This is a genomic window from Streptomyces sp. NPDC050842 (assembly GCF_044456565.1).
GTDB lineage: Bacteria > Actinomycetota > Actinomycetes > Streptomycetales > Streptomycetaceae > Streptomyces.
Genome location: NZ_JBITGA010000006.1, coordinates 469,354 through 494,341 on the forward strand (window position 1 = coordinate 469,354; position 24,988 = coordinate 494,341).

Consider the following 24,988-nt stretch of genomic DNA (forward strand, 5'->3'; position numbering starts at 1 on the left):
CGGGAGCGGTCCGGGACCGACGTCACACCACAAGACCCACCGCGAGCGCCGTGATCAGGAGCCCCGAGGCGAGGGCCGTCGTCAGGCGGCCTCGGGGGCCCGTGACGAGGTGGCCGAGGAGGGTGCCGCCGGTGGCGAGGAGCAGTTGCCAGCTCGCCGAGGCCGCGAAGGCGGCCAGGACGAAGACCGTCGCTTCCGTCGCGCCCGTCGTCGAGTGCCCGCCGAGGACGAGAGCGGTGAAGTAGACCACCGTCATGGGGTTGAGGACCGTGATCCCCAGGAAGGTGAGGAACGCCCGCCGGGGCGCCGGCGGCGCCGCCTCGGCGCTCTGCGCGCCCGCCCGGTACGCACGGACGGCCGTCACCGTGGAGTGGGCCGCCAGGATCACGAGGACCACGGCCGAAGCCCAGCGCAGCGGGCCCGCCACGGGGGCGAGGAGGGGGACGAGGGCCGCGCCCCCGAGGACCGCGAGCGTGGCGTACAGCCCGTCCGCGGCGGCGATGCCGAGCGCCGCGCCCGCCCCCGTACGCCAGGGGGAGCGTGCCGCGACCGCCACCAGATGGGCGCCGACGGCGCCGACCGGGATCGCGATGCCGTAACCGGCCAGCAGGCCGGCCACCACCGCGCCCGTCACGCGACGGCGGGGATCGCGCCTTCGGGGAAGCCGGGCTGCTGCTGTCGGCGGTAGTCCGCGCCGTCTTTGGTACGGGTGAGGAAGCCGCCGATCACGAGGTAGCGGCGCAGGGCCGAGAAGTCCTCGTGCACGGTGAGCAGGGCCTCGTTGACCTCGGACTCACGGTAGGACCGGTCCGCGTCGAAGAGGGTCTCGGCGAGATGCGCGAGCAGCGCCTCGCGGCGCGCGGGCTTGCGCGGGATCGCCTTGAGGCGCCCGTCCACGGAGAACAGATCCGCGACGGGGCGGGAAGGATGACTGGTCATGGGACGGAAGCCTGACGCCCACGGCCCCCGCCCCGCAAAGGGTTTTCGGGAGGCCCGGCCGGGGCTACTTGAGGATGACGTTCACGGCCTCCTGCACCGTCGGCAGGATCGACCGGACACCGCCCCGCTCGAAGATCGGCCGGGCCTTCTCCACGAACGCGAGGAAGTCGTCCTCCGAGTCCCAGAAGTCGACGACCCGCCAGCCCCCGGACCCGTCGGGACCGGCCGCGTGGGCGAGGAACCCCTGCGGCGGGAACCACTCCTCGGCCTCCAGGAGCCGCGTGGTCTCCTCGTACTGCGCCTGGGTACCGCCGGGGATCTCGACGGTGACGATGACGGCCATGGTGCTGCTCCTGTACGTGCGGGGAGTGGGGTCCCGACCAGCTGACCAGCCGGTCCCCCGCCCCGCACGGCGGCGGGCCCCGAACGAGCGAACGCGCCCATCAGGGCCCGCGGGTCAGGCCTTTCCAGCCTTGGCGGCAGGTGCGTCGGGTCCGCAGGACAGGCGGGCGGCCGTCAGAGCCGGTTCGCCCGCCTCCATGTCGCGGAGCGGTTGCGCGCACTCCAGGACGCCCGCGCCGTCGATGATCCAGCTGGTCGCCCGGCCGACCGCTCGCTTGCCGTCCGCGCACGTGTAGCGGAAGTCGGCGGTGACCTGCCGCACATAGGCGTAGTCCACGAACGTTCCGGCGCCGTCGACCCTGGTGCGGCCCGCGTTGAGATCCGGTGCGGGGCGGCGGACGTTGGTGAACTCGCCGGCGACGCCGTCAGCAGCGTCCCCTTCGTCGACATGGAGGCCCAGCGAGCGGAGCACGGCCTCGGCGCGTACCCGCGGCCCCTTCTCGAAGGTGACGGTGACACGCGGTGTGTGGAGCGGCGCGAGCTTGTTCGTCAGCTTGCCGCCTCCCTTGCCGAGCTTCTGCTTCTCGGCGACGCCCGTCAGGACGTCCCGCTTGTCGACGTTGAACCACGCGTACGTGCCGTTCGCGCAGGCGGTGTCAGCGGCGGCGGTGGCAGCGGCGGCGCGTGTGGGCTTCGCGGCCCGCTCCGGGCCGTCGGACGTGCAGGCGGCCGTGCCCGCGATCAGAGTGACGACGGCACACGCCGAGAGCCAGGTCTGTCGGATCTTCATGCTGTTTTCCCCCGGTCCCATTGGTCAATGGTGGGATCACTCTGCCCGCCGAGGGGCGGGCAGGACACGGGACTTGAGCATCTCCAGAGGTCGACCTGACGAAGTCAGTCCGCGAAGCGGGAGACGTAGCGCCTCTGCCAGGGGGTTTCGACCGCACGGGGGTCGTAGTTCCGGCGTACGAAGTCCACCGCCTCGCCGGCCGGTACTCCGTCCAGGACGGCGAGGCAGGCCAGGGCCGTGCCGGTTCGGCCACGGCCACCGCCGCAGGCGATCTCGACACGTTCGGCGTCGGCACGGGCGTACGCCTCGCCGAGGACGGCTCGGGCCTGTGCGTGGTCGGCGGGCAGCCGGAAGTCCGGCCAGCGCAGCCACCGGACGTCCCAGGGGACCTCGGGAGGCTGCTTGCCGAGCAGATAGACGGCGAAGTCGGGCGTCGGACCGTCCGGAAGCGGCCGGCGAAGGCCGCGGCCTCGGACCAGGCGCCCGGAGGGAAGCCGCAGAACACCAGCGCCGGTTGCGCTCCAGGTCTCGTTCACCCGCTCACCGTACTTGCGGCGCGGACGGAGCATCCCGCCGCACCTCACGCACAGCCACCCTGATCATCTGGGCTCCGGACGTGATCGCCGGCCAGCCCTCAGCGCAGCTCATCCTTCAGCATTCCCATGGCGTACTGGTCGTACCACACGCCCTCCCGGCGGAACACCTGACGCAGTCGGCCCTCTTCGACGAAGCCGACCTTCTGGTAGATGTGGTGAGCCGCATGGTTCTCCGTGACCACGGTGAGGGAGATCTTGTGCAGCCGCATGGTGTCGAATCCGTACCGGCACATGGTGCGCAGCGCGTCGGTGGCGTACCCGCGGCCCCAGTGAGACTTCTCGCCCAGGTAGATGTCCAGCTCAGCGCAGCCCGTCTCCGGCACGGCATCCCGCAGCCGCACCAATCCGATCAGCGTCTCCTCGTCACGCACCTCGATCCCGTACAGCGTGTCCCCGTACGTGTTCGGTCCCCGCGCATCGAGGCGTTTGCGCACCCCCTCCAGGTGCTGGTCGTAATACGCGTCCATCCAGCGCATCACGTCGGGGTCGTTGTTCCACCGCCACAACGACTCCGCGTCGGACGGTGCCAGCGCACGCAGTTGCACGAGATCTCCAAGAATCATGGCGTGCATTGCACCACGGCGTGTCTGGCGCCTCCACCGAATTCCGCGTCGCGCCTGGCCGGCCCCGCCCTCCGGGCGGCCGACGCCACGGTGACGACACTCCCTAGCGCGTCACCCGGTAGCGCAGGTAGACGAACTTCGAGGCGAAGGTGCGGGTCTCGACGAGTTCGAGATCGACCTGGCGCTCGTTCCGGGCGAAGAACGGGATGCCGCCGCCGACCAGCACCGGGTGGACGATGACCTGGTACTCGTCGATCAGACCCGCCTCGGCCGCCCCGGCGGCGAGCGTCGCACCGCCGATCGCGATGTCGCCCTCCCCCGGCTCGGCGCGCAGCCGCTCGATCTCCTCCGCCAGACCACCGGAGAGCAGGCGGGCGTTGCCCTGCACCTCCGTCAGCGTGGTGGAGAACACCACCTTCGGGAGCGGCTTCCAGAGCGCGGTCCACTCGCGGTTGGCGTCGTCGAGCGTCGGATCCTGGTCGGCGGTCTCCCAGTACAGCATCGTCTCGTACAGCCGGCGCCCCAGCAGGTGGACGTCGACGTGCCGGATCTCGTCGATCCAGAAGCGGAAGACCTCGTCGTCGGGCTCCGTCCAGTCGAAGCCGCCGTCCGGCCCGACGATGAAGCCGTCGAGCGAGACGCCCATCGAATAGGTCACGTTGCGCATCGGAAGTCCTCCTCCTCGGTGACGGGACCGACAGTACGACCGCCGGACGCCGCAGGCTCCTCACGCGGCCGGGCGAGGAGGCAGGATGGCCCCCATGAGCGGCATCTTCGACCCCCTCGACCCCCTCGACCCCCGCCGGGTCCTGCCCGGCGAGTACCCGCTGTGGGAGGAGGCGCTCGCTCTGGTCAACCGGGACCTGGCGGTGACCTTGCCGGACGTGGAGCCGCTGCGGCTCCTGGCGCTTCCCCCGTGGGACGAGGGAAGGGGCGAGGACGTCTACGTGGCCATGGCCAACGGCGAGTGGCAGGGCAACTGCCTGGATCCGAGTTCGGCCGACTCGCCCGCCCGCGCCTCGGCGGACGTCGCCGAGGCCGCGCAGGAGACCGTCTCCGAACTCCTCTGGCGGGCCTGGCCCGTGTGCGGCGAGCACGGCATCGGGTTGCACCCGCGCGAGGAGGACGGGCAGGCCAACTGGCGCTGCGCGGGCGGGAAATCGCCCGACGAACCAGCACACGTCCGCGCCGCCATCGGCGCCCTCGACACCCTGGTACGCCCCCACCGCCCGAACCGCAAGCGCCGACGGCACGAACGCTGACCGCTGACGTCAGATCGCGCGCGCCCGCGCGAACGCGGTGAAGACGGCCCATGCGGTCGGCGTGGCGGTCGGCGTGGCGGTCAGCTCGCCGCGCGCGGCCCCCTTCCTGACGCGGGTCGGACGGCGCCTGGCGGGTAGGTGGGTGGGGGCTTGGTCAGCGGCGGGGCAGGGTGGGTCCGCCCCCCGGCTTGGTTCGGGGTGCGCGGCTGTTGAATGGGGCGGCCCGGCTTGGCTTAGCGGGTCACGGCCGGGGGCAGTGGGGATTCAGGCCCCGCTGGTCTGTCTCGGTGGGTGGTGGGGCCGGCGGCGAGACATTCGTGCACTTTCCCCGCTCTATAAGGGTGATGCGCCCCCCTTTGGGGTTACCTCGGGGGGCGTTACTCAGAGTAGCCACGGGGTTGGGCACCTGTTAGGCACCTCTCCACCCACCGGGAGTGACCAGCCGGGACTGATGGTCTGGGGACGTGGGGTGGCTCGGCATGGCTTACGTTGACGGCCAGGTGGCCGGCCTCAGGCCGGCTTGCGCCAGACGGAGATGTGTTTCGCGGAGTCCTGGGTGAACGGCGACCCGTCCCAGTCCGTGACGCGACGTTCCAGTTCGAGCCCGGCGATCCGTGCCATCAGGTCGAGCTCGGCCGGCCAGGCGTAGCGGTGCCGGGAGTTCTCGCGGCGGTAGCGGCCGTCGTCGCCGTCGCGGGTGAGGTGGTGCGAGACGAGAATCTGCTCGACGAGGTCGAACGTGTCGAAGCCGAGATGCCGCTCGGAGACGTCGAACGGCACCGCGACCTGGCCGGGCGGCAGGAACCGCAGCGGCGGCACTCCCAGCTCGATGACGAATCGGCCACCGGGCTCCAGATGACGTGCGGCGTTGCGGAAGCACTCGACCTGCTCGTCCTGCGTGAGCAGGTTCGTGATGGTGTTGTAGACGAGGTAGACCAGGGTGAAATCGCCGGGAACGACGGTGGTGGCCATGTCCCCGATGACCACCGGGAGCGTGTCCTCGTCGATCTTGCGCCGCAGCACCGCCGCCATGTGCTCGGACAGTTCGATGCCCACGACCGGCACGCCGCGTTCCCGGAGGGGGACGCCCACTCGTCCGGTCCCGATGGCGAACTCCAGTGCCCGGCCGTCTCCGGCCAGCTCGGCGAGGAAGGCGAGAGTCGGTCCGAGAACGGCGGCCGAGGACGTCTCGGCCTCCTCGGTGTCGTAGCGTTCGGCGGTCGCACGGGTCCACAGTTCACTGCTCGTCACGGGGGCCACTTTGCCGGGTACCGAGGAGCACTGTCGACGCATTTTCGGCGGCAGCCGGGTCAGCTTGCCGGGCTGGTCAGCTCGCAGTGCGGATAGTCGTTGTCCGGATCGCCGACGGCGGTCCAGAGCATCAGGACCTTGCCTTGCCTCAAGGCGGCGTAGGAGTCGGGCTTCCGCTTGAACTCTCTGGGGTCGGTCATGTCGAAGCCCACGGGCTGGGCGTCGTCGAAGGTCACAGCGACGATGCTTTGCTGCTCCTTGTAGGTGTTCTCCTTCCAGGTGCCTGTTCCGGACCAGGTCAGACCGTCGTACCACGAGACGGCGACGCAGATCTTGTCGGCGATGAACGTCCCGTCCCGCTTCAGCGTGATGGTGCCGCCGTCGTCATCGGTCCACGTGGTCTCCAGATCGGCCGGCTTCAGGACGACCGGTTCGCCGTCGGGCGGCGGCATGACGGTGAACCTGCCGCAGGACGTCAGGGCGAGACCTGTGGCGGCCAAGATCAGCGCAGTACTCCAGCGACGCAACACACTCCACCCCTCGCGGGTTCCGCAGGCCGCGCGTGTGCGACCGGTGGACTCAGGAACCCGCGCCGTACCCTGACACGGAGTTTGAACATGTTCAAGTCCCAGCCGGAACGAGCAAGCCTGCGGACCGGCAGCGCACTTCACTCGTACGGGCGGTCTTTACTCTGCGTGTCGTTTCAGGCATATGCCGTGCGGTAGGTTCGCACAAAACGGCCCTCGCCAACGGGTGCAACCGTCGTCGAGGGCCTGAACCACTAGTGGAAATAGGCCTCCACCGTGATCTATCGCAACTTTATCGCGCCCTCGCGCGACTTCACCCAGCTCACCAACGCGATCATTCGCCATCCGCGCCTCGACTCGGACGCCGCGCGCATTCTCAACTGGCAGCTTTCCCTCGCCCCGCACGCCCACCAGACCCTCTCCGAGACCGCCGAGCGCGCCCGGATCGGGGCCTGTTCGTTCATCAAGGCGAAGCGGCAGCTCAAGGCCGAGGGGTACGTGCACGAGCGGCGCGTGCAGGGGGAAGGGGGGCTCTGGGCCACCCAGCAGCTCGTCTCCAGCGAACCCCTGCGGGCCGAGGAGGCCGCCAAGATCTTCGGCGGGATGCCCTTCCGCGCCGGGACCGAGCGGGTGTTTCCGCAGCTGGCGCCGAGTGCCGTGGTTCCGGCCGTCGGTCATCCGGCGAGTCCGTCGACCGACGGTCATCCAGAGAAAGATCCCAGGGAAGACACCTCCCTCCTTCCCCCCGCGCCGGAGCCGGAGATGGAGTCGGAGTCGGAGTCGGAGATGGAGCCCGTCGACGAGCCGGTCGACGAGGCCGTCGACGACGCCCGCGACGCTCAGTTCGACGAAGCTCGCGCCCTCGTCGGGGCCCTCCCCCTCCTCTCCCCCGCCCTCCGGTACATCCCGCCCGGCATGCGCGACGAACTCGCGCTGCTCGTCGGCCGCTGGCTCGCCGCCGGACACACCTCCGCCGACGTCCACGAACACGTCCTGCGCGGTCTGCCCGGCGCCGGGACGCCCGTACACCGACCCGGCGGGCTGGTGAGATACCTGCTCCGCCACGTGCCACCCCTGCGCGTGACCCCGCCGGCCGGGCCGCCCCGGCTCTCCCCACGGCTCGAAGGCGCGCAGGAGTGCGCGGGCAGACACACCCAGCCCATGCTGTTCCGGCCCGTTGCGGACGAGACCCTGTGCCCGGAGTGCGCCTCTTGGGCTACTGACCCAGTCGGTAGCGGATCTTCTTGACGAGTTCCTTCAGGTCGGGCTGACGCAACAGGCTGTAGTGGCCCGCGTCCAGCTCCACCACCGTCGGCGGGCGGGTCGACCAGCCCTCCGCGTTCTCCAGGAACGAGTAGTCGTCGCCCTCCGCCTTGAAGAGGGTCACCGGGCAAGCGACTTGGCGCTCGGTGAGCTCCTTGAAGGTGTACGTGAAGTCGAAGGTCTCCTCGACGATCGCGACGATCCGGGTGATCAGGTCCGGGTCCAGGGCCGGGAAGCGGTCCGCGACCAGGGCGACGAAGGAGTCGCGGTCGCCGGACTTCACCGTCGCGTCGATCGTGCCCGCGAAGACCGAGTAGAGGATCGTCACGAACGCCGGGTTGTCGTACGCCGCCCCGCCCGTCTCCGACGAGCGGACCTTCGGGGAGCCGGGGGCGATCAGGAAGAGGTTCTCCACCTGCTCGCCCGCCGCTTCGAGGAGGTGCGCGGACTCGAAGGCCACGCGGGCGCCGAACGAGTATCCCCACAGCGTGTACGGGCCTGTGGGCCGGCGGCGGCGGATCGCGGCGACGTCGGCCGCCGCCATCTCGCGGATCGTGGCGTACGGCTCCTCGCCCCGGTTGATGCCGTAGGCCTGCACCCCGTAGAAGGGGCGGTCGATGCCGATCTCCTCGGCCAGGTGCCGCAGGTTCATCGTGTAGCCGCCGAGGCCCGGCCAGCAGTACACCGGCGACTGGGCCCCCGCCGCGTGCAGCCGCACCAGGCGGGACGCGGGCGTCGCGGCCGCGCCGTCGACCCGGTGGGCGAGTTTCTCGATCGTCGGGGACTCGAAGAGGATCTGGAGGGGGAGCTGGACCCCGCCGCCGAACTCGCGGTTGATCCTGGTGATCAGGGCCACGGCTATGAGGGAGTTGCCGCCCGACTCGAAGAAGTCGTCGAGGACGGAGACCGCCTCGACCTCTTCGTACTTGAGCGCCGCCGCCCAGATCTCGGCCAGCCTGCTCTCCGTGCGGGTCCTGGGGAGGACGTGGGGGCGGCCGTGCAGGCCGGCGTTGACCACGGCGAGCTCGCCGAGCGCCTTCGCGTCCACCTTGCCGTTCGCGGAGAGCGGCAGCCGGTCCAGGACCACGACCCGGTTGGGGATCATGTAGTCCGGCAGGTGGTGGACGAGGTCGTCGCGGATCATCTCCGCCGGGCCCTTCATGTGGACCGTGTCCTCGTACATGCCCTCGCTGCGCCGCTGCTCCTCGCTGACTCTGCCCCCGACGAAGAAGTACGAGGGTCCTGTCGGGCGGTCCGCCGCCGTGAGGATCTCGTCCATCCGGCGGGCGGCGGGGAGCGGGTGGGCCGTCTTCGAGCTGTAGCCGGAGGACATGAACCCGAGGCCGTGGTCGCCGTGTTGGAGGCGTTGGAGCGCGCGGCCCAGGTCGACGTACCCGCGTCGGGTGTCGCGCGTACGGCTGATCACCGTGATGCCGAGCGCGGATCGTTCGTAGACCGCCTGATTGATGGCGATCACGTGCTTCTTCTCTATGAGGGAGGGGGAGATGGGCAGTAAGTCGCCTTGCTCGTAGGCGTATTGGGCTGGCGGGAGGTCGGCGATCGCCTCCGGGTGCGACTGGACGTAGACGTCCACCTCCGGGGCCATGCCCGGTGCCTCCGCGTCGTACGGGACCACGTCGAAGGTGCCGTCCCCGGCGGGGCGGATGTCGAGGCCGTAGCCCGGCAGGATCTCCTCGAAGAGGCCCACCATGTGGCCCGTCTCGATCTCCAGGACCTCCTGGATGTTGTTCTTGTAGACCGGCTCGATGGCGGAGCGCTTGCCCTGGAAGGAGAGGCGGAGGGTGGGGTCGCCGCCGTCCGCGAGCGCCTCCGTCAGGTACAGCTGGTGGCGTACCGGGTGGTAGTAGTACGTGCCCGGGTCGAGGCCCGCGATGCCGCGCGCCTCGACGTACAGCTGGGTGGCGTACAGCGCGCCCGGCGAGGCGTAGCCGTACTTCGGGAGGAGTCGCTCCTCGCTCGTGAACTGGCCGAACCAGCGGAGGAGTTCGCCAAGGTCGGCGGCGGTGAGGCTGCCGATCGCGCGGGAGCCGATGCCCTCGGGGCGGCGGGCCAGGGCCGCCAGGACGTCGGCGCGGGTGACGTCGCCGCCCTCGTAGAAGCGGTACGTCTTGCGGGCGAAGACCGTGCGGCGCATGCGGGCGGTCGGCGTGCGGCCCGGGAGGGCGACGGCCGGGCGGCCGGCCAGGTCGGCGTCGTCGCGGGTGCCGGCGTTGGACAGCTGGGCCTTGACCTGGAGCTTGGACTCCTTGGACTGGTGGTGGGCGCCGTGGTTGCCCTGGTCCATCAGGGCGGCTTCCTTCGGGGAGAGCTCGACGCAGGCGACGAGGTTCTGGAAGCCGGTGCGGGGCTCGTTCTTGACGATGACCGCCGCGTTCTTCACCCAGTCGTGGTTCTCGATGGCGAGGGCGATCTCGTCCAGCTCGACGCGGAAGCCGCGCAGCTTGATCTGGTTGTCGGCGCGGCCGGCGAACTGGACGGTGCCGTCGTCGTTCCAGTGGGCGAGGTCGCCGGTGCGGTAGAGGCGGTCGCCGGTTTCGGTGTCGGTGATGAAGCGGTCGGCGGTGAGCTCGGGTCGGTCCAGGTACCCCCGCGCCACCTGGATGCCGCCGATGCACAGTTCGCCGTCGCGGATGTGGAAGGTCGTGTCGTACGCCGGTCTGCCGATGGGGATCGCGGACGGCCCTTCGGAGAGGGTCGCCCGGTCCACCGTGTGCGAGGAGGCGTTGATCGTGCACTCGGTGGGGCCGTAGAGGTTGATCAGCTCGGCGTCCGGCAGTTCGGCGAGGAGCTGGCCGGCGAGGTTCCGGGAGAGGATCTCGCCTCCCGAGTAGACGCGGCGGAGGGTGGTGCAGGTGGCCAGTCGTTCGGTGTCGACCAGGGCCTGGAGGAGGGTGGGGACGCCCTGCAGCATCGTCGCGCCGTGCGCGCGGACCGCGTCGATCAGGGCCTCGGGGTCGCGGTGGACGCCGGGCGGGCCGACGGCGACGCGGGCGCCGACGGCGGGGGCGAGGATCTCCCACTGGGCGGCGTCGAAGCTCATGGGGGTCTTCTGGAGGACGGTCTCGGCCGGGCCGAGGTGGTGCTCTGCGGCCATCCAGCGCATCTGGGCGACGATCGAGCGGTGCTCGATCATGACGCCCTTGGGTCTGCCGGTGGAGCCGGAGGTGTAGATGACGTATGCGAGGTCCGTGTCGTGGATGTCGTACGGGGTGGGCTCCTCGCCCGCTGTGCGCCAGGCGTGCTGGACGGCGTCCTTGAGGGTGACGACGGTGGTGCCGGGTGGGGCGAGCTCGGCCACGCGGGTGCTGAAGCGTTCCTGCGTGAAGACGATGCGGGCGCCGCTGTCCTCGATCATGTAGCGGAGGCGCTCCTCGGGGTACTCCGGGGAGAGCGGGACGTAGGCGGCGCCGGAGGAGATGACGCCCCAGGCGCCGATGACCAGTTCGAGGGACGGGTCCACGTGGACGCCTATGCGGGTGTCGGTGGTGGCGCCGAGGGTGCGGAGGTAGGTGGCGAGGATGGTGGCGCCTTCCGCGAGCTCGCGGAAGGTGAGCGTCTCGTCGTCGTAGCGGACGGCGGTGGCGTGGGGGCGCGCGTGGGCTTCGGCGCGGAGGAGGCGGTCGAGCGTGGACATGGGTTCCCTTCGTCTGCGGCCCCGCCGAGCCGGGCGCCCACCCAGTCGTTGGCCGCCCCTTCGCCGGGCTGGGGCCCGCCACCCACCCCCGTTGTGGGCATTCGTCCCGCTGGGGCGGGACTGGTGGGCACAACGGGACGGCGCCCCGTGCCGGGCCTAGGCTTCCGCGCCTGCACCCGCACCACGTGCGCGGCGTGCCGTTGGTGCGGGTAGGCGCAGGGAGCGGAGGCGCCCGCAAGGGCGCCGTCCCGTGTGCCCACCCGTCCCGCCCAGCGGGACGATTGCCCACACGGGGGTGGGGCGGGGTCGGGCCGGGTGGGGTCGTTGGGGTCAGCGGTAGATGAGTAGTTCTTGTTCTGTGGCGCCTGTCAGTTCGTAGCGGGTGCGGACCAGCGGGCGGCCCGCGTAGATGCGGATCAAGGTCGCCGCGTCGCCGACGAAGCGGGCCGGATCGCGGCCCTCGACCTCGTTGCCCAGAGCCACCGGGTGGTCTTCGCGGTCCGCCAGGACGCCCACCAGGCGGGGGGTCTCCCGTTTGCGGCTCGTGACCGAGAGGAGGGGGAGCGCCAGGTCCAGGCTGGCCCCGCAGTACGCGTCCGGGGCGCCGAAGGCCTCTCGGACGTCTCCCGCGTGGACCCATTCCCCCAGCGCTACCGCGTCCAGCCGGCCGTCCTCCCGTTCCGCGATCACCGGGCCCGCCTCCGTCAGGCCGCGTTCCAGTTCGTCGAGGATCCGGGCCAGCGGCCAGCCCTCGCGCTCGGCCACGTCGCAGGCGTTCGCCTCCGGCAGGAACACGCCTTCTTCCAGGCGGTCTTCGACGATCCTGACCAGGGCCGCCCCGCAGTGGGCCAGGACCTGCCTCGCCGTCCAGCCCGGGCAGGCCGTGCGGAGCTCGTACGCCTCCTCGGGTGTACGGCGGAGGAGTGGCATCAGCGCGTCCCGTTCCGTCCGGAGGAGGCGGTCGGGGAGCCAGGGGTCACGGGTGTCGACCGTGCAGTCCGTACACATGGCGGCTCAGTAGCGGTAGTGGTCCGGCTTGTACGGGCCCTCCACCGGGACCCCGATGTACGTCGCCTGCTCGGGGCGGAGCTTCGTCAGCCTGACGCCCAGGGCGTCGAGGTGGAGCCTCGCGACCTTCTCGTCCAGGTGCTTGGGGAGGGTGTGGACGTCCACCGGGTACTGCTCCGGCTTCGTGAAGAGCTCGATCTGCGCGAGGGTCTGGTCCGCGAAGGAGTTCGACATCACGAAGGACGGGTGGCCTGTGGCGTTGCCGAGGTTCAACAAGCGGCCTTCGGAGAGGACGATGACCACCCTTCCGTCCTCGAACGTCCACGTGTGGACCTGCGGCTTCACCTCGTCCTTCACGATCCCCGGGATCCGCGCCAGGCCCGCCATGTCGATCTCGTTGTCGAAGTGGCCGATGTTCCCGACGATCGCCTGGTGCTTCATGCGGGCGATGTCGGACGCCATGATGATGTCCTTGTTGCCCGTCGTGGTGATGAAGATGTCGGCCGTCTCGACGACGTCCTCCAGCGTCGCCACCTGGTAGCCGTCCATCGCCGCCTGGAGCGCGCAGATCGGGTCGATCTCGGTGATGATCACGCGCGCGCCCTGGCCGCGGAGGGACTCCGCACTGCCCTTGCCCACGTCTCCGTAGCCGCACACCACCGCCGTCTTGCCGCCGATGAGGACGTCCGTCGCGCGGTTGATGCCGTCGATGAGGGAGTGGCGGCAGCCGTACTTGTTGTCGAACTTCGACTTCGTCACGGCGTCGTTCACGTTGATCGCCGGGAAGAGCAGGGCGCCCTCGCGGTGCATCTCGTACAGGCGGTGGACGCCCGTCGTGGTCTCCTCCGTCACGCCCCGGATGCCGGCGGCGATCGTGGCCCAGTCCAGGGTGGTGGACCGCAGCAGCTCCAGGATCACCCGGTGCTCGTCGTTCTCGGCGGTCGACGGGTCCGGGACCTCGCCGGCCTTCTGGTACTCCACACCCTTGTGGACGAGGACGGTCGCGTCACCGCCGTCGTCCAGGATCATGTTCGGGCCGAGGCACGAGGACCGACCATCAGACGCGGCGGGGCCGTCGGCGTTCGGCCAGGTCAGCGCCTGCTCCGTGCACCACCAGTACTCCTCCAGGGTCTCGCCCTTCCAGGCGAAGACCGGGATGCCCGCGGCGGCGATCGCCGCGGCCGCGTGGTCCTGCGTCGAGTAGATGTTGCAGGACACCCAGCGGACCTCGGCGCCGAGCGCCACCAGCGTCTCGATGAGGACGGCCGTCTGGACGGTCATGTGGAGGGAGCCGGTGATGCGCGCGCCGGCCAGGGGCCGGGCCTCCGCGTACTCCCTGCGGATCGACATCAGGCCCGGCATCTCGTGCTCGGCAAGCGTGATCTCCTTGCGGCCGAACTCGGCCAGGGAGATGTCCGCCACCCTGTAGTCGGTGAATGAAGCATCGGTGAAGACGTCAGACATGGACAACGCTCCTTGCGCTCATGATGGTTCGGTGGATTTCCAGCGCCGCCGTCGACTTGTTCAGCGTGATGTAGTGCAGGCCCGGCGCGCCCTCGTCGAGCAGGCGCAGGCCCATCCGCGTCGCGTGCTCGACGCCGATGCGGTACGCGGCCGCCGGGTCGTCCTTCGCCGCCTCCAGGCGGTGCGCCAGGTCCTCCGGGAAGGCGGCGTCGCTCAGCTCGGCGAAGCGGCGGATCTGGCGGACGTCGGTGGCCGGCATGATCTCCGGGATGATCGGGGTGTCGCAGCCGGCGGCGGCGACCCGGTCCCGCAGCCGCAGGTAGTCCTCCGGGTCGAAGAACATCTGCGTGATGGCGTAGTCGGCGCCCGCCCGGCACTTGGCGACGAAGTGCGCCAGGTCGGCGGACGGATTCGCCGACCTCGGGTGGCCCTCGGGGAACGCCGCTACCCCGATTCTGAAGTCGCCCAACGAGCGGACCAGTTCCACCAGTTCGTACGCGTACGTGAAGCCCTGCGGGTGCGGGGTCCACGGGCCGCGCGGGTCGCCCGGCGGGTCGCCGCGCAGGACGAGTACGTCCCGTACCCCGGCGTCCGCGTACGCGCCGATGATGGCGCGGAGCTCGGCGACCGAGTGCCCCACAGCCGTCAGGTGGGCCACCGGCCGCAGCGTCGTCTCCGTCACGATCCGCTTCGTGACCTCGATCGTCCGGTCGCGGGACGAACCGCCCGCGCCGTACGTCACGGAGACGAAGTCCGGGGACAGGGCCTCCACTCGGCGGATCGCGTCCCACAGGGACTGCTCGCCCCGGTCCGTCTTCGGCGGGAAGAACTCGAAGGAGTACGTGGGGTTCACTGACGTCTGCCTCCCGCGTTGAAGTAGCTCGCCTCCGGGTGGTGGACGACGATCGCGTCCGTCGACTGCTCGGGGTGCAGCTGGTACTCCTCCGACAGCTCGACCCCGATCCGCTCGGGGCGCAGGAGGGCGGCGATCTTCGCCCGGTCCTCCAGGTCGGGGCAGGCCGGGTAGCCGAGGGAGTAGCGGCAGCCCTGGTACTCGGTGCGGAGCATGCCGTCGATGCCGGCAGGGTCCGTCGAGGCGATGCCCCATTCCGTCCGCACCCGCGCGTGCCAGTACTCGGCGAGCGCTTCCGTCAACTGGACGGAGAGGCCGTGGAGTTCCAGGTAGTCGCGGTAGGCGTCGGCGGCGAAGAGCCTCGCCGTCTCCTCGCCGATCCGGGAGCCGACGGTGACGACCTGGAGGGCGACCGCGTCGACCTCGCCGGAGTCCTCGGCGCGGTGGAAGTCGGCCAGGCAGAGGCGGCGGCCCCGCTGCTGGCGGGGGAAGGAGAAGCGGGTCCGCTCGCCTCCGTCCTCGTCCAGGACGATCAGGTCGTCGCCCTTGGACACACAGGGGAACCAGCCGTAGACGACGGCTGCTTCGACGAGGCCGTCGCGCTCGACGCGGTCGAGCAGCGCCCGCAGTCTCGGCCGGCCCTCCGTCTCGATCGTGTCGGCGTCCTTGAGGCCCCACTGGCCCTTGAAGAGGGCCGTCTCGTCGAGCCAGGGGGCGTACGCGGCGAGCGGGATGCCCTGGACGACCCTGGTCCCGAGGAAGGGGGGCTCGGGTACGGGGTTGTCGGCGGCGACGTCGGAGCGGCCGGCCGGCTCCGGCTCCCGTACCTCCAGGGCGACCGGGGTCTCGCGTTTGGGTACGCGCCGCGGCTTGAGGGGAGGCAGTACGGCTCCGGGGACGCCCCGTTTGACGCCCATGAGCGCGTCCATGAGGCGCAGGCCCTCGAAGGCGTCGCGGGCGTACCGCACCTCGCCCTCGTACAGCTCGTGGAGGTCCTGTTCGACGTACGCCCGGGTGAGGGCGGCGCCGCCGAGGATCACGGGGAACGTGGCGGCGAGTCCGCGGCCGTTCAGCTCCTGAAGGTTCTCCTTCATGATCACGGTGGACTTGACCAGGAGACCCGACATGCCGATGACGTCGGCGCGGTGCTGTTCCGCCGCCTCCAGGATCGCGGAGACCGGCTGCTTGATGCCGATGTTCACGACGTTGTAGCCGTTGTTGGAGAGGATGATGTCGACGAGGTTCTTTCCGATGTCGTGGACGTCCCCGCGGACCGTGGCCAGGACGATCGTGCCCTTCCCGTCCGCGTCGGTCTTCTCCATGTGCGGTTCGAGGTGGGCGACCGCGGTCTTCATGACCTCGGCGGACTGGAGCACGAACGGCAGCTGCATCTGGCCGGAGCCGAAGAGCTCGCCCACCGTCTTCATGCCGTCGAGGAGGACGTCGTTGACGATCTCCAGCGCCGGCCGGGACGTCAGGGCCTCGTCGAGGTCCGCCTCCAGGCCGTTCTTCTCGCCGTCGATGATCCGTCGCTTCAGCCGCTCGTCGAGCGGCAGCGCGAGGAGCTCCTCGGCCTTGCCCGCCTTGAGGGACTTCGCCGTCGCGCCCTCGAACATCTCCAGGAAGCGCTGGAGCGGGTCGTAACCCTCCCGGCGACGGTCGTGGATCAGGTCGAGCGCGACCTCCACCTGCTCCGGCTCCAGGCGGGCGATCGGCAGGATCTTCGACGCGTGGACGATCGCCGAGTCCAGGCCGGCCCGCACGCACTCGTCGAGGAAGACCGAGTTGAGGACGATCCGCGCGGCCGGGTTCAGGCCGAAGGAGATGTTCGACAGGCCGAGGGTCGTCTGCACGTCGGGGTGGCGGCGCTTCAGTTCGCGGATCGCCTCGATCGTGTGGACGCCATCCTTGCGGGACTCCTCCTGGCCCGTGCAGATCGTGAAGGTGAGGGTGTCGATGAGGATGTCCGACTCCCGGATCCCCCAGTTCCCGGTGAGGTCGTCGATGAGCCGCTCGGCGACGGCCACCTTGTGCTCGACGCTCCGGGCCTGGCCTTCCTCGTCGATCGTCAGCGCCATCAGCGCCGCTCCGTGCTCGCTCGCGAGGGCCGTGACCTGCGCGAAGCGGGACTCGGGGCCGTCGCCGTCCTCGTAGTTCACCGAGTTGACGACGGCCCGGCCGCCGATCTTCTCCAGGCCGGCCCGCAGCACCCCGATCTCGGTCGAGTCGAGGACGATCGGCAGGGTGGAGGCCGTCGCGAAACGGCCCGCCAGCTCCGCCATGTCCGCCGTACCGTCACGGCCGACGTAGTCCACGCACAGGTCGAGCATGTGCGCGCCCTCGCGGATCTGGTCCCGCGCGATCTCGACGCAGTCGTCCCAGCGGCCGTCGAGCATGGCCTCGCGGAACTTCTTCGAGCCGTTGGCGTTCGTCCGCTCGCCGATCGCCAGGTACGCGGTGTCCTGCCGGAACGGCACGTGGCTGTAGAGGGATGACGCACCCGCCTCCGGCGTGGGCCGCCGGTCGAGGACGGCCGCGCCGCGCACCCGCTCCACGATCTCCCGCAGGTGCTCCGGGGTCGTCCCGCAGCAGCCGCCGACGAGCGCGGGGCCGTAGTCCCGTACGAACGCCTCCTGGGCGTCGGCCAGTTCGGCCGGGGACAGCGGGTAGTGGGCGCCGTCGGAGGTGAGGACCGGCAGACCCGCGTTGGGCATGACGGAGATCGGGATGCGGGCGTGCCGGGAGAGGTGCCGGAGGTGTTCCGTCATCTCCGCCGGTCCCGTGGCGCAGTTCAGGCCGATCATGTCGATGCCGAGCGGTTCGAGCGCGGTGAGCGCCGCGCCGATCTCCGAGCCGAGCAGCATCGTGCCCGTCGTCTCCACCGTGACCTGCACGATCACCGGCAGGTCCACGCCGACCCAGTCCAGGGCCCGGCGGGCGCCGATGACGGCCGCCTTCGTCTGGAGCAGGTCCTGCGAGGTCTCGATGAGGAGGGCGTCCGCGCCGCCCCGGATCAGGCCCTCCGCGTTCTGCTGGAAGGCGTCGCGCAGCGGCTCGTACGTGACGTGGCCGAGCGTCGGCAGCTTCGTCCCGGGCCCCATGGAGCCCAGGACCCAGCGGGGGCGACCGTCGGCGGCCGTGTGCGCGTCGGCGGCGGTACGGGCGATCCGGGCGCCGGCCTCCGACAGCTCGTACACCTGGTTCTCGATGCCGTACTCGGCGAGCGCGGCGAGGTTCGCCCCGAAGGTGTTGGTCTCGACGCAGTCCACACCGACCGAGAAGTAGGCGTCGTGGACGGAGGCGACGATGTCGGGGCGCGTGAGGTTGAGGATCTCGTTGCAGCCTTCGAGGTTCCGGAAGTCGTCCATCGTCGGGTCGGCGGCCTGGAGCATCGTGCCCATCGCCCCGTCGGCGACCACGACCCGGGTCGCGAACTCCTCCCGGAGGGAACGCCTTCCCGTACTCATGTCAGTCCCCTCAGATGGGTGACCAGGGTGGCCGTGCAGCCCACCCCGTACGTCGTCCTGATCCGGTCCAGGAGCGAGTCCCGGTGCAGCCGGTACTCCTGCGTCCCCACGTAGTCGAGGACGGTCGCCGCGACCGCGCAGCCCAGCTGCGCCGCGCACCGCTCGGGCACGCCCCACAGCGTCCCGGCGAGGAACCCCGCCCGGAAGGCGTCGCCGACGCCGGTCGGGTCGACGACCCCGGCGACCTCCACGGCCGGGACGGCGAGCGGGGCACGGTCCGCGCCGCGGATACGGACGCCCGCCTCGCCGTGCGTGGTGACCCAGGTGCCGACCCTGGCGAGCACCTCGGCCTCGCTCCAGCCGGACTTCTCCAGGAGCAGGGCCGTCTCGTACTCGTTGGTGAAGAGGAACCGCGCCCCGTCCACCAGCTCCCGCACCTGCTCCCCGTCGAGCCGCGCCAACTGCTGCGACGGATCGGCGGCGAAGGGAATCCCCAGGTCACGGCAGGTGCGGGTGTGCCGGAGCATGGCCTCGGGGTCGTCCGGGGAGACCAGGACCAGCTCCAGCCGGCCGGTGCGCGCGACCACGTCCCGCAGGTCGGTCTCGCGCGCCTCGGCCATCGCCCCCGCGTAGAAGGTGGCGATCTGGTTCTGGGCCCGGTCGGTGGTACAGACGAAGCGGGCGGTGTGGAGCGACTCGCTGACGCGCACCGAGTCGGTGTCCACACCGTGGTCCTTGAGCCAGACCCGGTACGGCTCGAAGTCGGCCCCGACCGCGCCCACGAGGGCGGGCCGCAGCCCGAGCACACCGAGCCCGAAGGCGATGTTCGCTGCCACTCCGCCGCGCCTGACCTCCAGGTTGTCGGCGAGGAACGACAGGGAGACCTTGTCGAGCCGGTCGGCGAGCAGCTGCTCGCTGAACCAGCCGGGGAAGGTCATCAGATGGTCGGTCGCGATGGATCCCGTGACAGCGATACGCATCTCCCTCAGACCCCTTCCCTCTTTCGCGCCTCCGGAGCGCTCACGCCGGCGTCGACGGTCGACCGTGCTCGGTCGCTCGTTCCTCCCGACCTGCGCGCGCTCTCCCTTTCGACGCCGGCGCGCTCCTGCGGCGCGGGCGCTGCCTTCTTCAGGGCCTCGACGCGGTCCGTGCGCTCCCACGTGAACTCCGGGAGCTCGCGGCCGAAGTGGCCGTAGGCCGCCGTCTCCGCGTAGATCGGCCGCTTGAGGTCCAGGTCGCGGATGATCGCCGCCGGGCGGAGGTCGAAGACCGCGCTGACGGCCTCCTGGATCCGCTCGTCCGGGAGGGTGCCGGTGCCGAAGGTCTCCACGAAGAGGCCGACGGGCTCCGCCTTGCCGATCGCGTACGCGACCTGCACCTCGCAGCGGCGGGCGAGTCCGGCCGCGACGACGTTCTTCGCGACCCAGCGCATCGCGTACGCCGCCGACCGGTCCACCTTCGACGGGTCCTTGCCGGAGAAGGCGCCGCCGCCGTGCCGGGCCATCCCGCCGTACGTGTCGATGATGATCTTGCGGCCGGTGAGTCCGGCGTCGCCCATCGGGCCGCCGACCTCGAAGCGCCCGGTCGGGTTGACCAGGAGCCGGTAGCCGTCGGACTCCAGGCTGACGCCCTCCTCGACGAGCTCCTTGAGGACGTGCTCGACGACGTACTCGCGGACGTCCGGCGTGAGCAGGCCCTCGACGGAGATGTCGGCGGCGTGCTGCGAGGAGACGACGACCGTGTCGAGGCGGACGGGGCGGTCCCCGTCGTACTCGATGGTGACCTGCGTCTTGCCGTCGGGCCGCAGGTACGGCACGGTGCCGTTCTTGCGGACCTCGGTCAGCCGGCGGGAGAGCCGGTGGGCCAGCGCGATCGGCAGCGGCATCAGCTCGGCGGTGTCGTCGCAGGCGTAGCCGAACATCAGGCCCTGGTCGCCGGCGCCCTGGGCGTCGAGCTCGTCGCCCGCGCCCTCGACCCGGGACTCGTAGGCCGTGTCGACGCCCTGCGCGATGTCCGGCGACTGGGCGCCGATGGACACCGACACGCCGCAGGAGGCGCCGTCGAAGCCCTTCGCGGAGGAGTCGTAGCCGATGTCGAGGATCGCCTCGCGCACCAGCTTCGCTATCGGCGCGTACGCCGTGGTGGTGACCTCGCCGGCGATGTGCACGAGACCGGTGGTGATCAGGGTCTCGACGGCGACGCGCGAGGACGGGTCCTCGGTGAGGAGCGCGTCGAGGATCGTGTCGCTGATCCGGTCGGCGATCTTGTCGGGGTGGCCCTCGGTGACGGACTCCGAGGTGAAGAGGCGGCGGCTCATGCCTGGACCTCCACCGGAGCCTGCGCCGGGGCGTTGAAGAAGTGCTGCTCGATCGCGCCGAGGGTGCGGATCGACTCGACCTCCAGGGTCTCCATCTGGATGGAGGTGCCGCTCTCCTGCTCCAGGAGGAAGACGAACTCGACGAAGGACAGCGAGTCGATGAGCCGGTTCTCGATCAGGTCGAGGTCGGAGGCGATGTCGTCGCGCTCGGGGTGACGGTCGAGGATCCAGTTCTTCACCGTCTGCAGGCCGTCGGCCATGGTTGATCTCCTTTAGCTGCTGCTGGATACGGAAGAGGTGGGGGCGGGGGCGGGGGCGATGATCGGGGCGGCCACCGCGACCGCGTAGTCCACGTCGTGGCTGATGGACACGGTGATCTCGGTGATCCCGGACTCGGCGGCCATCTCGGCGGCGGCCCGGTGCAGCTCCACGAGCGGCCAGCCGCCCTCGGAGCGCCGTACGACGATGTCCGGCCAGGGCAGGAACCTGCCCCTGACCCGTAAGGTCTTGAAAGCCGCTTCCTTGGCCGCGATCCGTCCGCACAGGCTCAGGACGTCGAGCCCGGAGGACGTACGGCAGTCGGCGAGCTCGCCGGGGGTGAGCATCCGCTCGAAGAACCGCTCGCCGTACTGGGCGAGGAGCCTGCGGACACGGTTGACGGACACGATGTCCATGCCGAGGTTCGCCCACCCCAGGCCGCCCGCCGGCGGGGCGGCGGGACGGGCCGGCACGTCAGATCACCGGCCCGGCCGTGCCACTCGCATCGGCCCGCAGGCGGGCGTTCGCGTCGAGCACCGCCTGGGTGGCGGACTCCCAGCTGCCGTGGCGCCGGGTCAGTGCGGACAGCCAACGTTCGAGGCCGAAGGCGACGCAGCTGGTGAAGGCCGGTCCGCCGGTCGACTCCAGGGTGATGTCGCAGCGGTCGCCGAAGAAGTTCCGGTGGGTGTTGACCGAGGCGATCGCCAGGTCCTCGTACAGGAACTCGTACTTCACCGGGGTGAGCCGCTGGAGGACCGCCTTGGAGCCGCCCTTGTCGAAGAACGGGTCGCAGGCGGCCTCCTTGCGCAGCGGCAGGTCGAGCGCCGTCGCGAAGGCGTGGATGCGGGCGGTGAAGTCGGCGAGGTGCGTCTCGGCGTGCTCGCGCGCGCCGATGGCGACGATCTCCCGCATGCGGAAGCCGAGTTGGCGCCGCATGCCTTCGTAGTGGGTCTCCTTGCGGAAGCACCAGGAGCAGATCGTGACGAGGGTGTGGTCGGCGACCCGGGTGCCCTGGTGGTCGAGGTAGACGGCGTAGCAGGACGCCGAGGGCAGTCCGAGCGCGGCCGGTTCGAGGGCGTCGCTCGGGAAGCAGCCGGTGTCCGCGGAGAAGGGCGTGGTCGCGCGGCGCTCCAGATCGAGCGGGGCGGCGACGACGGCCTGGTGCGGGAAGTTGTCGTAGTAGTCCAGCTTCGCCAGGTCGGCGGCCGGCAGGAGCGGGGGCATGGTCATCGGGCGGGCGCCCGCGGTCACTCCCCAGCTTTCGAAGGTGTCGTCGAGGAGCCGCAGGAGGCGGGTCCCCTCGGGGCCGAGCGAGGGCAGGCCGCGGGTGGTGCCCGGCCGGTCGCCCTTCGTCCGGTCCGAGGTTTCCCCGACGGCGGATTCCCCGACTGTCTCGGGGGCCCCGGCATGCGCGGGGCTGGTCACGGTCATGATCTCTTCACCTCTCGGGTGGGAGGTCTCAGGCAGGTCCTGGGGCGCGTCAGACGACGGGCAGGGTGTCGTCGGTGAAGATCCCGGTCTTCAGGAAGAAGGAGAGCGGCTTGCGGATGGACTTGCGCTCGTGCGGGCGGCGGCGTTCGTCGGCGACCAGCGAGTTCCGCAGGGCCAGCGGGTCCGGGATGCCGGCGTCGCGGTAGACGTGCGGGTTGTAGAGGGAGTTGGTGCTGTAGACGACGTACCGCTTGAGGTACGCCTCGACCTCGCGCACCCGCTCGGCGCTGACGGACTGGCACATCCGGGAGTAGAGGAGCGAGACCAGTTCACGGCCGAAGGCGATGTGGCGGGACTCGTCCTGGTGGTGGATGCGGTTGACCTCGCGGATGGTGTGACAGAGGGAATCGTCCTTCGCCATCCGGGAGTTGTAGTGGTCCACGAGCTCCTCGAAGAAGAGGATGCGGGTGAAGACCAGGAAGTTCTCGACCTCCGGCTCCCAGGCCGCGTCGGCTCGCATCGCGGTGGAGCCGTAGATCTTGTGGCCGTAGCGGCGGCAGAACTCGGAGAAGAACCACATGTGTTCGTTCTCCTCACCGATGAAGTGGTGGAAGAAGTCCGAGGGGACCTCGAAGCCCGGCATGTGGATGCGGCCGACGACCTCGATGAGGAGCTCGCGGATGCCGTGCACGTTGAGGCTGTAGAAGTTGATGGACTCCCACTTCGACAGGCGCTGAAGCGTTTCCTCACCGAGGGTGTCGTAGTGCTCGGTGCCGTAGACGGTGAGCAGTTCCGGAGTCATCCAGAAACGGTTCTCCTCCAGCGTCTCGGGCCACTGGAAGGTCTGGTACGGGTTGTAGTAGTCCTCGACGGAGCGCTCGCTGAGCCGCTCCAGGACCTCCATGAACCGGTCCGTGACGGGCAGGGGGGCGGTCAGGCCCATGTGCTTACTCCTCTGACGATGGGGGGTTACGGCCGGACCTCGTACACGGCGTTCACAGCGGTCTCCGTGGCGCGGCGCCAGCGGGTGAAGCCGGCCTCCTCCGCGATGGCCCGGAAGGCCTTCTCGCCGGAGTGGTTGCCGAGGGCGTGCGGGCCGCGCTGCGCGACCGCGACCGGCAGGCACATCACGGCCGACAGGGCCATGAACATGCGGGCGGCGGGGGTCTGCGTGTCGATGTCCTGCGGGGACACGTTCGACTCGACGAGCATCCAGGTGCCGTCCGCGTCCAGGGACTTGTGGACGTGCTGGGCGGCGGCGACCGGGTCGCCCATGTCGTGCAGGGCGTTGAAGAAGCACACCAGGTCGTAGCCGGAGCCCGGGTAGTCGTCGGCCGAGGCGACCTCGAAGACGACCCGGTCGGAGAGACCGGCCTCCTCGGCGAGCTCACGGGCGAGGGAGATGGCCTCTTCGGAGTAGTCGAAGCCGTGGACCGTGGCCTGCGGGAACGCCTTCGCGATGAGCAGCGTGGTGTGGCCGACGCCGCAGCCGACGTCCGCGACGGTGCCGCCGTCCGCCAGCTTGTCGGTGACCTCGTGCAGGGCGGGCAGCCAGTCCGGGACGAGCTTGTGCTCGTACGTGGGCTGGAAGAAGGAGCCCATGCCGGTGTCGAGGGCCGCGTCGTGCTCGGCCCAGCCGACGCCGTCGCCGGTGCGGTACGCGTCGACGAGCAGGTCCTCGGTGGCGTACAGCGCCTTGAGGGCGGTGAAGAACCCGGCGGCGTACGTGACGGCCTTCGGGTCGGCGAGGACCTCGACGTGGTCGGCGGGCAGCGTGTACGTGAGCGAACTGGGGTGCCGCTCGACGTACCCGGCGGAGAGCTGGGCGTGCAGCCACTCCTCGATGTACCGCGGGTCGGTGCCGGTCTTCCCGGCGAGCTGCTCGGCGGTCAGGGGACCTTCGGCGGCCAGCGCCTTGTAGAGACCGAGGCGCTCGCCGAGGGCGACGGTCAGACCGCGGACGGCCGCGCCGGCGTCCGTGATGACCCGCTGGTGGAAGTCGTGGGCGCTCATGCCGCCTTCTCCTCGCTGTGGGTGGGCAGGTCGGAGCCGCTCGCACCGGGCAGGTCACATGTGAAGAGGAACGACCTCGGCACGCCCGGGAGGGCGCGCGGGGCGACCTGGTAGGGCCAGCGCTCGAAGTCGGCGCCGTCCTCGCCGGGCTGCTTGACCTCCCGTACGGCCCAGCCGCAGTCGTCGAGCAGCGCCTCGGGGTCCTCGGTGCCGAAGAGCCACGGGTTGCCGTCGTCCTTCAGGGCCTTGAGGAAGGTGCGGGCCAGCGGGTTGACGAGGGCGGCCTTCGAGATGACGTCGCCGAGCAGCACCGAGCCGGGCGCGGCGTGCGCGGAGAGCGTCGAGATGAGGGTGCGTACGGCCTGCTCGGGCAGGAAGAACAGCAGGCCCTCGACGACCCAGAGGACGGGCTCCTCGCTCTTCCAGCCCGCCTCCTTCAGCGGGCCGGTCCAGTCCTGGGTGAGGTCGACCGGGACGGTGATCCGGGTGCGGCCGGCGGGCTGCGGCTCGTCCGCCAGCATCTCGGCCTTGGCGGCGAGGAGCGCGGGGCGGTCGAGCTCGTAGACGGTGACGCCGTCCGGCCAGGGCAGCCGGAAGAAGCGGGTGTCCATGCCGGCGGCGAGGAAGACGACCTGGCGGATGCCCCGCTCCTCCACCGCCTTGACGATGGCCCGGTCGAGGTAGGTGGTGCGGATGGCGAGGAACGGCACGATGCCGCCGCCGTCGTAGCGGTCGAGCAGTTCGAAGCCGACCTCGTCGGCGACGGTCCGCGCGTAGGGATCGGCGAACAGCCGGTCCTCGCGCTCGGTCTCCAGGGCGCGCGCGGCGGCGGTCCACTGGGCGGTGCGGGATACGGCCTCCACAGGAGGTCCCCCTTCACTGGCGAACAGGGTGGTGGGAAGGAATGGCGCAGGAACGGCGAAGAGCCGGAGGTGGTGCGTGCGTGGTGCGTGCGTGGTGCGTGAGTAGTGCGGACGGCCGTGTTCAGG

24 protein-coding genes are annotated in these 24,988 nt (G+C 70.6%); 2 read left to right on the forward strand and 22 right to left on the reverse strand.

The genetic code is table 11. From position 1 onward, the window contains the following. Positions 1–22: 22 nt before the first annotated feature. From ACIBG6_RS22925 to ACIBG6_RS22955, 7 genes are all read right to left on the reverse strand, one after another. Complete coding sequence (locus ACIBG6_RS22925; RefSeq protein ID WP_399224390.1) at positions 23–634, reverse strand: LysE family transporter; 612 nt, start codon at positions 632–634, stop codon at positions 23–25. Next, a complete protein-coding gene (locus tag ACIBG6_RS22930; RefSeq protein WP_399224391.1) occupies positions 631–939 on the reverse strand; it encodes a DUF2087 domain-containing protein in 309 nt (102 codons plus the stop codon). Before ACIBG6_RS22930 ends, ACIBG6_RS22925 begins: the two co-directional genes overlap by 4 nt. Before the next feature lie 64 nt (positions 940–1,003). Beyond that, entirely contained in the window at positions 1,004–1,282 is a 279-nt protein-coding gene (locus ACIBG6_RS22935) for a hypothetical protein (RefSeq protein ID WP_399224392.1), read from the reverse strand. Positions 1,283–1,396: 114 nt separating this feature from the next. Then, the gene (locus ACIBG6_RS22940; RefSeq protein ID WP_399224393.1) at positions 1,397–2,071 is read right to left on the reverse strand and encodes a hypothetical protein; all 675 of its coding nucleotides are present in this window, start codon (positions 2,069–2,071) and stop codon (positions 1,397–1,399) included. 104 nt (positions 2,072–2,175) lie between these two features. After that, positions 2,176–2,640, reverse strand: a complete 465-nt coding sequence (locus tag ACIBG6_RS22945) for a protein-tyrosine phosphatase family protein (protein WP_399224394.1) — start codon at positions 2,638–2,640, stop codon at positions 2,176–2,178. 65 nt (positions 2,641–2,705) lie between these two features. Next, positions 2,706–3,230, reverse strand: coding sequence for a GNAT family N-acetyltransferase (locus ACIBG6_RS22950; RefSeq protein ID WP_399224395.1), 525 nt, complete (start codon positions 3,228–3,230; stop codon positions 2,706–2,708). A gap of 103 nt (positions 3,231–3,333) precedes the next feature. Beyond that, entirely contained in the window at positions 3,334–3,897 is a 564-nt protein-coding gene (locus ACIBG6_RS22955; RefSeq protein WP_399224396.1) for a dihydrofolate reductase family protein, read from the reverse strand. Between the two features lie 94 nt (positions 3,898–3,991). Here ACIBG6_RS22955 and ACIBG6_RS22960 point away from each other — a divergent pair, with 94 nt between their 5' ends. Then, positions 3,992–4,492 (forward strand): hypothetical protein, encoded by a 501-nt coding sequence (locus ACIBG6_RS22960; protein WP_399224397.1) that lies wholly within the window; start codon positions 3,992–3,994, stop codon positions 4,490–4,492. A 510-nt stretch (positions 4,493–5,002) separates the two neighbouring features. On the opposite strand, the gene ACIBG6_RS22965 is transcribed toward ACIBG6_RS22960, so the two are convergent. Together ACIBG6_RS22965 and ACIBG6_RS22970 are read right to left on the reverse strand one after the other, a co-directional pair. After that, positions 5,003–5,743, reverse strand: a complete 741-nt coding sequence (locus ACIBG6_RS22965; protein WP_399224398.1) for a class I SAM-dependent DNA methyltransferase — start codon at positions 5,741–5,743, stop codon at positions 5,003–5,005. A 59-nt stretch (positions 5,744–5,802) separates the two neighbouring features. After that, on the reverse strand, positions 5,803–6,243 hold the full coding sequence (locus ACIBG6_RS22970; protein WP_399224399.1) for a hypothetical protein: 441 nt from the start codon (positions 6,241–6,243) through the stop codon (positions 5,803–5,805). 303 nt (positions 6,244–6,546) lie between these two features. Between ACIBG6_RS22970 and ACIBG6_RS22975 the strand changes: the two genes are divergently transcribed. Beyond that, positions 6,547–7,518 carry a hypothetical protein gene (locus tag ACIBG6_RS22975; protein ID WP_399224400.1) on the forward strand — a complete coding sequence of 324 codons (972 nt, stop codon included), beginning with the start codon at positions 6,547–6,549 and terminating at the stop codon, positions 7,516–7,518. Here the strand turns inward: ACIBG6_RS22975 and ACIBG6_RS22980 are convergent. The 13 genes from ACIBG6_RS22980 to ACIBG6_RS23040 form a co-directional block, all read right to left on the reverse strand. Continuing rightward, the gene (locus ACIBG6_RS22980) at positions 7,487–11,188 is read right to left on the reverse strand and encodes an amino acid adenylation domain-containing protein (protein WP_399224401.1); all 3,702 of its coding nucleotides are present in this window, start codon (positions 11,186–11,188) and stop codon (positions 7,487–7,489) included. The genes ACIBG6_RS22975 and ACIBG6_RS22980 overlap by 32 nt on opposite strands. A 330-nt stretch (positions 11,189–11,518) precedes the next feature. Beyond that, on the reverse strand, positions 11,519–12,196 hold the full coding sequence (locus tag ACIBG6_RS22985) for a maleylpyruvate isomerase family mycothiol-dependent enzyme (RefSeq protein ID WP_399224402.1): 678 nt from the start codon (positions 12,194–12,196) through the stop codon (positions 11,519–11,521). Positions 12,197–12,202: 6 nt separating this feature from the next. Further along, complete coding sequence (ahcY, locus tag ACIBG6_RS22990; protein ID WP_399224403.1) at positions 12,203–13,660, reverse strand: adenosylhomocysteinase; 1,458 nt, start codon at positions 13,658–13,660, stop codon at positions 12,203–12,205. Beyond that, complete coding sequence (gene metF / locus ACIBG6_RS22995; protein ID WP_399224404.1) at positions 13,653–14,513, reverse strand: methylenetetrahydrofolate reductase [NAD(P)H]; 861 nt, start codon at positions 14,511–14,513, stop codon at positions 13,653–13,655. The genes ahcY and metF overlap by 8 nt, the downstream gene beginning before the upstream one ends. Beyond that, entirely contained in the window at positions 14,510–17,980 is a 3,471-nt protein-coding gene (metH, locus tag ACIBG6_RS23000) for a methionine synthase (RefSeq protein ID WP_399224405.1), read from the reverse strand. The genes metF and metH overlap by 4 nt, the downstream gene beginning before the upstream one ends. Then, the gene (locus ACIBG6_RS23005) at positions 17,977–18,960 is read right to left on the reverse strand and encodes a carbohydrate kinase family protein (RefSeq protein WP_399224406.1); all 984 of its coding nucleotides are present in this window, start codon (positions 18,958–18,960) and stop codon (positions 17,977–17,979) included. Before ACIBG6_RS23005 ends, metH begins: the two co-directional genes overlap by 4 nt. A 5-nt stretch (positions 18,961–18,965) precedes the next feature. Continuing rightward, entirely contained in the window at positions 18,966–20,297 is a 1,332-nt protein-coding gene (metK, locus tag ACIBG6_RS23010; protein ID WP_399224407.1) for a methionine adenosyltransferase, read from the reverse strand. Further along, positions 20,294–20,557: an acyl carrier protein gene (locus ACIBG6_RS23015; protein WP_317597878.1), complete on the reverse strand. Its 264-nt coding sequence runs from the start codon at positions 20,555–20,557 to the stop codon at positions 20,294–20,296. The genes metK and ACIBG6_RS23015 overlap by 4 nt, the downstream gene beginning before the upstream one ends. Before the next feature lie 12 nt (positions 20,558–20,569). Next, entirely contained in the window at positions 20,570–21,028 is a 459-nt protein-coding gene (gene acpS / locus ACIBG6_RS23020) for a holo-ACP synthase (protein WP_399224408.1), read from the reverse strand. Between the two features lies 1 nt (position 21,029). After that, positions 21,030–21,986, reverse strand: coding sequence for a hypothetical protein (locus ACIBG6_RS23025; RefSeq protein WP_399224409.1), 957 nt, complete (start codon positions 21,984–21,986; stop codon positions 21,030–21,032). Positions 21,987–22,035: 49 nt separating this feature from the next. Continuing rightward, positions 22,036–22,929, reverse strand: coding sequence for a diiron oxygenase (locus ACIBG6_RS23030; protein ID WP_399224410.1), 894 nt, complete (start codon positions 22,927–22,929; stop codon positions 22,036–22,038). A 26-nt stretch (positions 22,930–22,955) separates the two neighbouring features. Continuing rightward, the gene (locus ACIBG6_RS23035) at positions 22,956–23,999 is read right to left on the reverse strand and encodes a class I SAM-dependent methyltransferase (RefSeq protein WP_399224411.1); all 1,044 of its coding nucleotides are present in this window, start codon (positions 23,997–23,999) and stop codon (positions 22,956–22,958) included. Then, a complete protein-coding gene (locus tag ACIBG6_RS23040; RefSeq protein WP_399224412.1) occupies positions 23,996–24,862 on the reverse strand; it encodes a class I SAM-dependent methyltransferase in 867 nt (288 codons plus the stop codon). The genes ACIBG6_RS23035 and ACIBG6_RS23040 overlap by 4 nt, the downstream gene beginning before the upstream one ends. Positions 24,863–24,988 lie beyond the last annotated feature (126 nt).

Bases quoted from the DNA above. Each gene is read 5' to 3' on its own strand.
- ACIBG6_RS22930 (WP_399224391.1), bottom strand. From the start codon at position 939: ATGACCAGTCATCCTTCCCGCCCCGTCGCGGATCTGTTCTCCGTGGAC.
- ACIBG6_RS22935 (WP_399224392.1), bottom strand. From the start codon at position 1,282: ATGGCCGTCATCGTCACCGTCGAGATCCCCGGCGGTACCCAGGCGCAG.
- ACIBG6_RS22940 (WP_399224393.1), bottom strand. From the start codon at position 2,071: ATGAAGATCCGACAGACCTGGCTCTCGGCGTGTGCCGTCGTCACTCTG.
- ACIBG6_RS22945 (WP_399224394.1), bottom strand. From the start codon at position 2,640: ATGCTCCGTCCGCGCCGCAAGTACGGTGAGCGGGTGAACGAGACCTGG.
- ACIBG6_RS22950 (WP_399224395.1), bottom strand. From the start codon at position 3,230: ATGATTCTTGGAGATCTCGTGCAACTGCGTGCGCTGGCACCGTCCGAC.
- ACIBG6_RS22955 (WP_399224396.1), bottom strand. From the start codon at position 3,897: ATGCGCAACGTGACCTATTCGATGGGCGTCTCGCTCGACGGCTTCATC.
- ACIBG6_RS22960 (WP_399224397.1), top strand. From the start codon at position 3,992: ATGAGCGGCATCTTCGACCCCCTCGACCCCCTCGACCCCCGCCGGGTC.
- ACIBG6_RS22980 (WP_399224401.1), bottom strand. From the start codon at position 11,188: ATGTCCACGCTCGACCGCCTCCTCCGCGCCGAAGCCCACGCGCGCCCC.
- ACIBG6_RS22985 (WP_399224402.1), bottom strand. From the start codon at position 12,196: ATGTGTACGGACTGCACGGTCGACACCCGTGACCCCTGGCTCCCCGAC.
- ahcY (WP_399224403.1), bottom strand. From the start codon at position 13,660: ATGTCTGACGTCTTCACCGATGCTTCATTCACCGACTACAGGGTGGCG.
- metH (WP_399224405.1), bottom strand. From the start codon at position 17,980: ATGAGTACGGGAAGGCGTTCCCTCCGGGAGGAGTTCGCGACCCGGGTC.
- ACIBG6_RS23005 (WP_399224406.1), bottom strand. From the start codon at position 18,960: ATGCGTATCGCTGTCACGGGATCCATCGCGACCGACCATCTGATGACC.
- metK (WP_399224407.1), bottom strand. From the start codon at position 20,297: ATGAGCCGCCGCCTCTTCACCTCGGAGTCCGTCACCGAGGGCCACCCC.
- ACIBG6_RS23015 (WP_317597878.1), bottom strand. From the start codon at position 20,557: ATGGCCGACGGCCTGCAGACGGTGAAGAACTGGATCCTCGACCGTCAC.
- ACIBG6_RS23025 (WP_399224409.1), bottom strand. From the start codon at position 21,986: ATGACCGTGACCAGCCCCGCGCATGCCGGGGCCCCCGAGACAGTCGGG.
- ACIBG6_RS23030 (WP_399224410.1), bottom strand. From the start codon at position 22,929: ATGGGCCTGACCGCCCCCCTGCCCGTCACGGACCGGTTCATGGAGGTC.
- ACIBG6_RS23035 (WP_399224411.1), bottom strand. From the start codon at position 23,999: ATGAGCGCCCACGACTTCCACCAGCGGGTCATCACGGACGCCGGCGCG.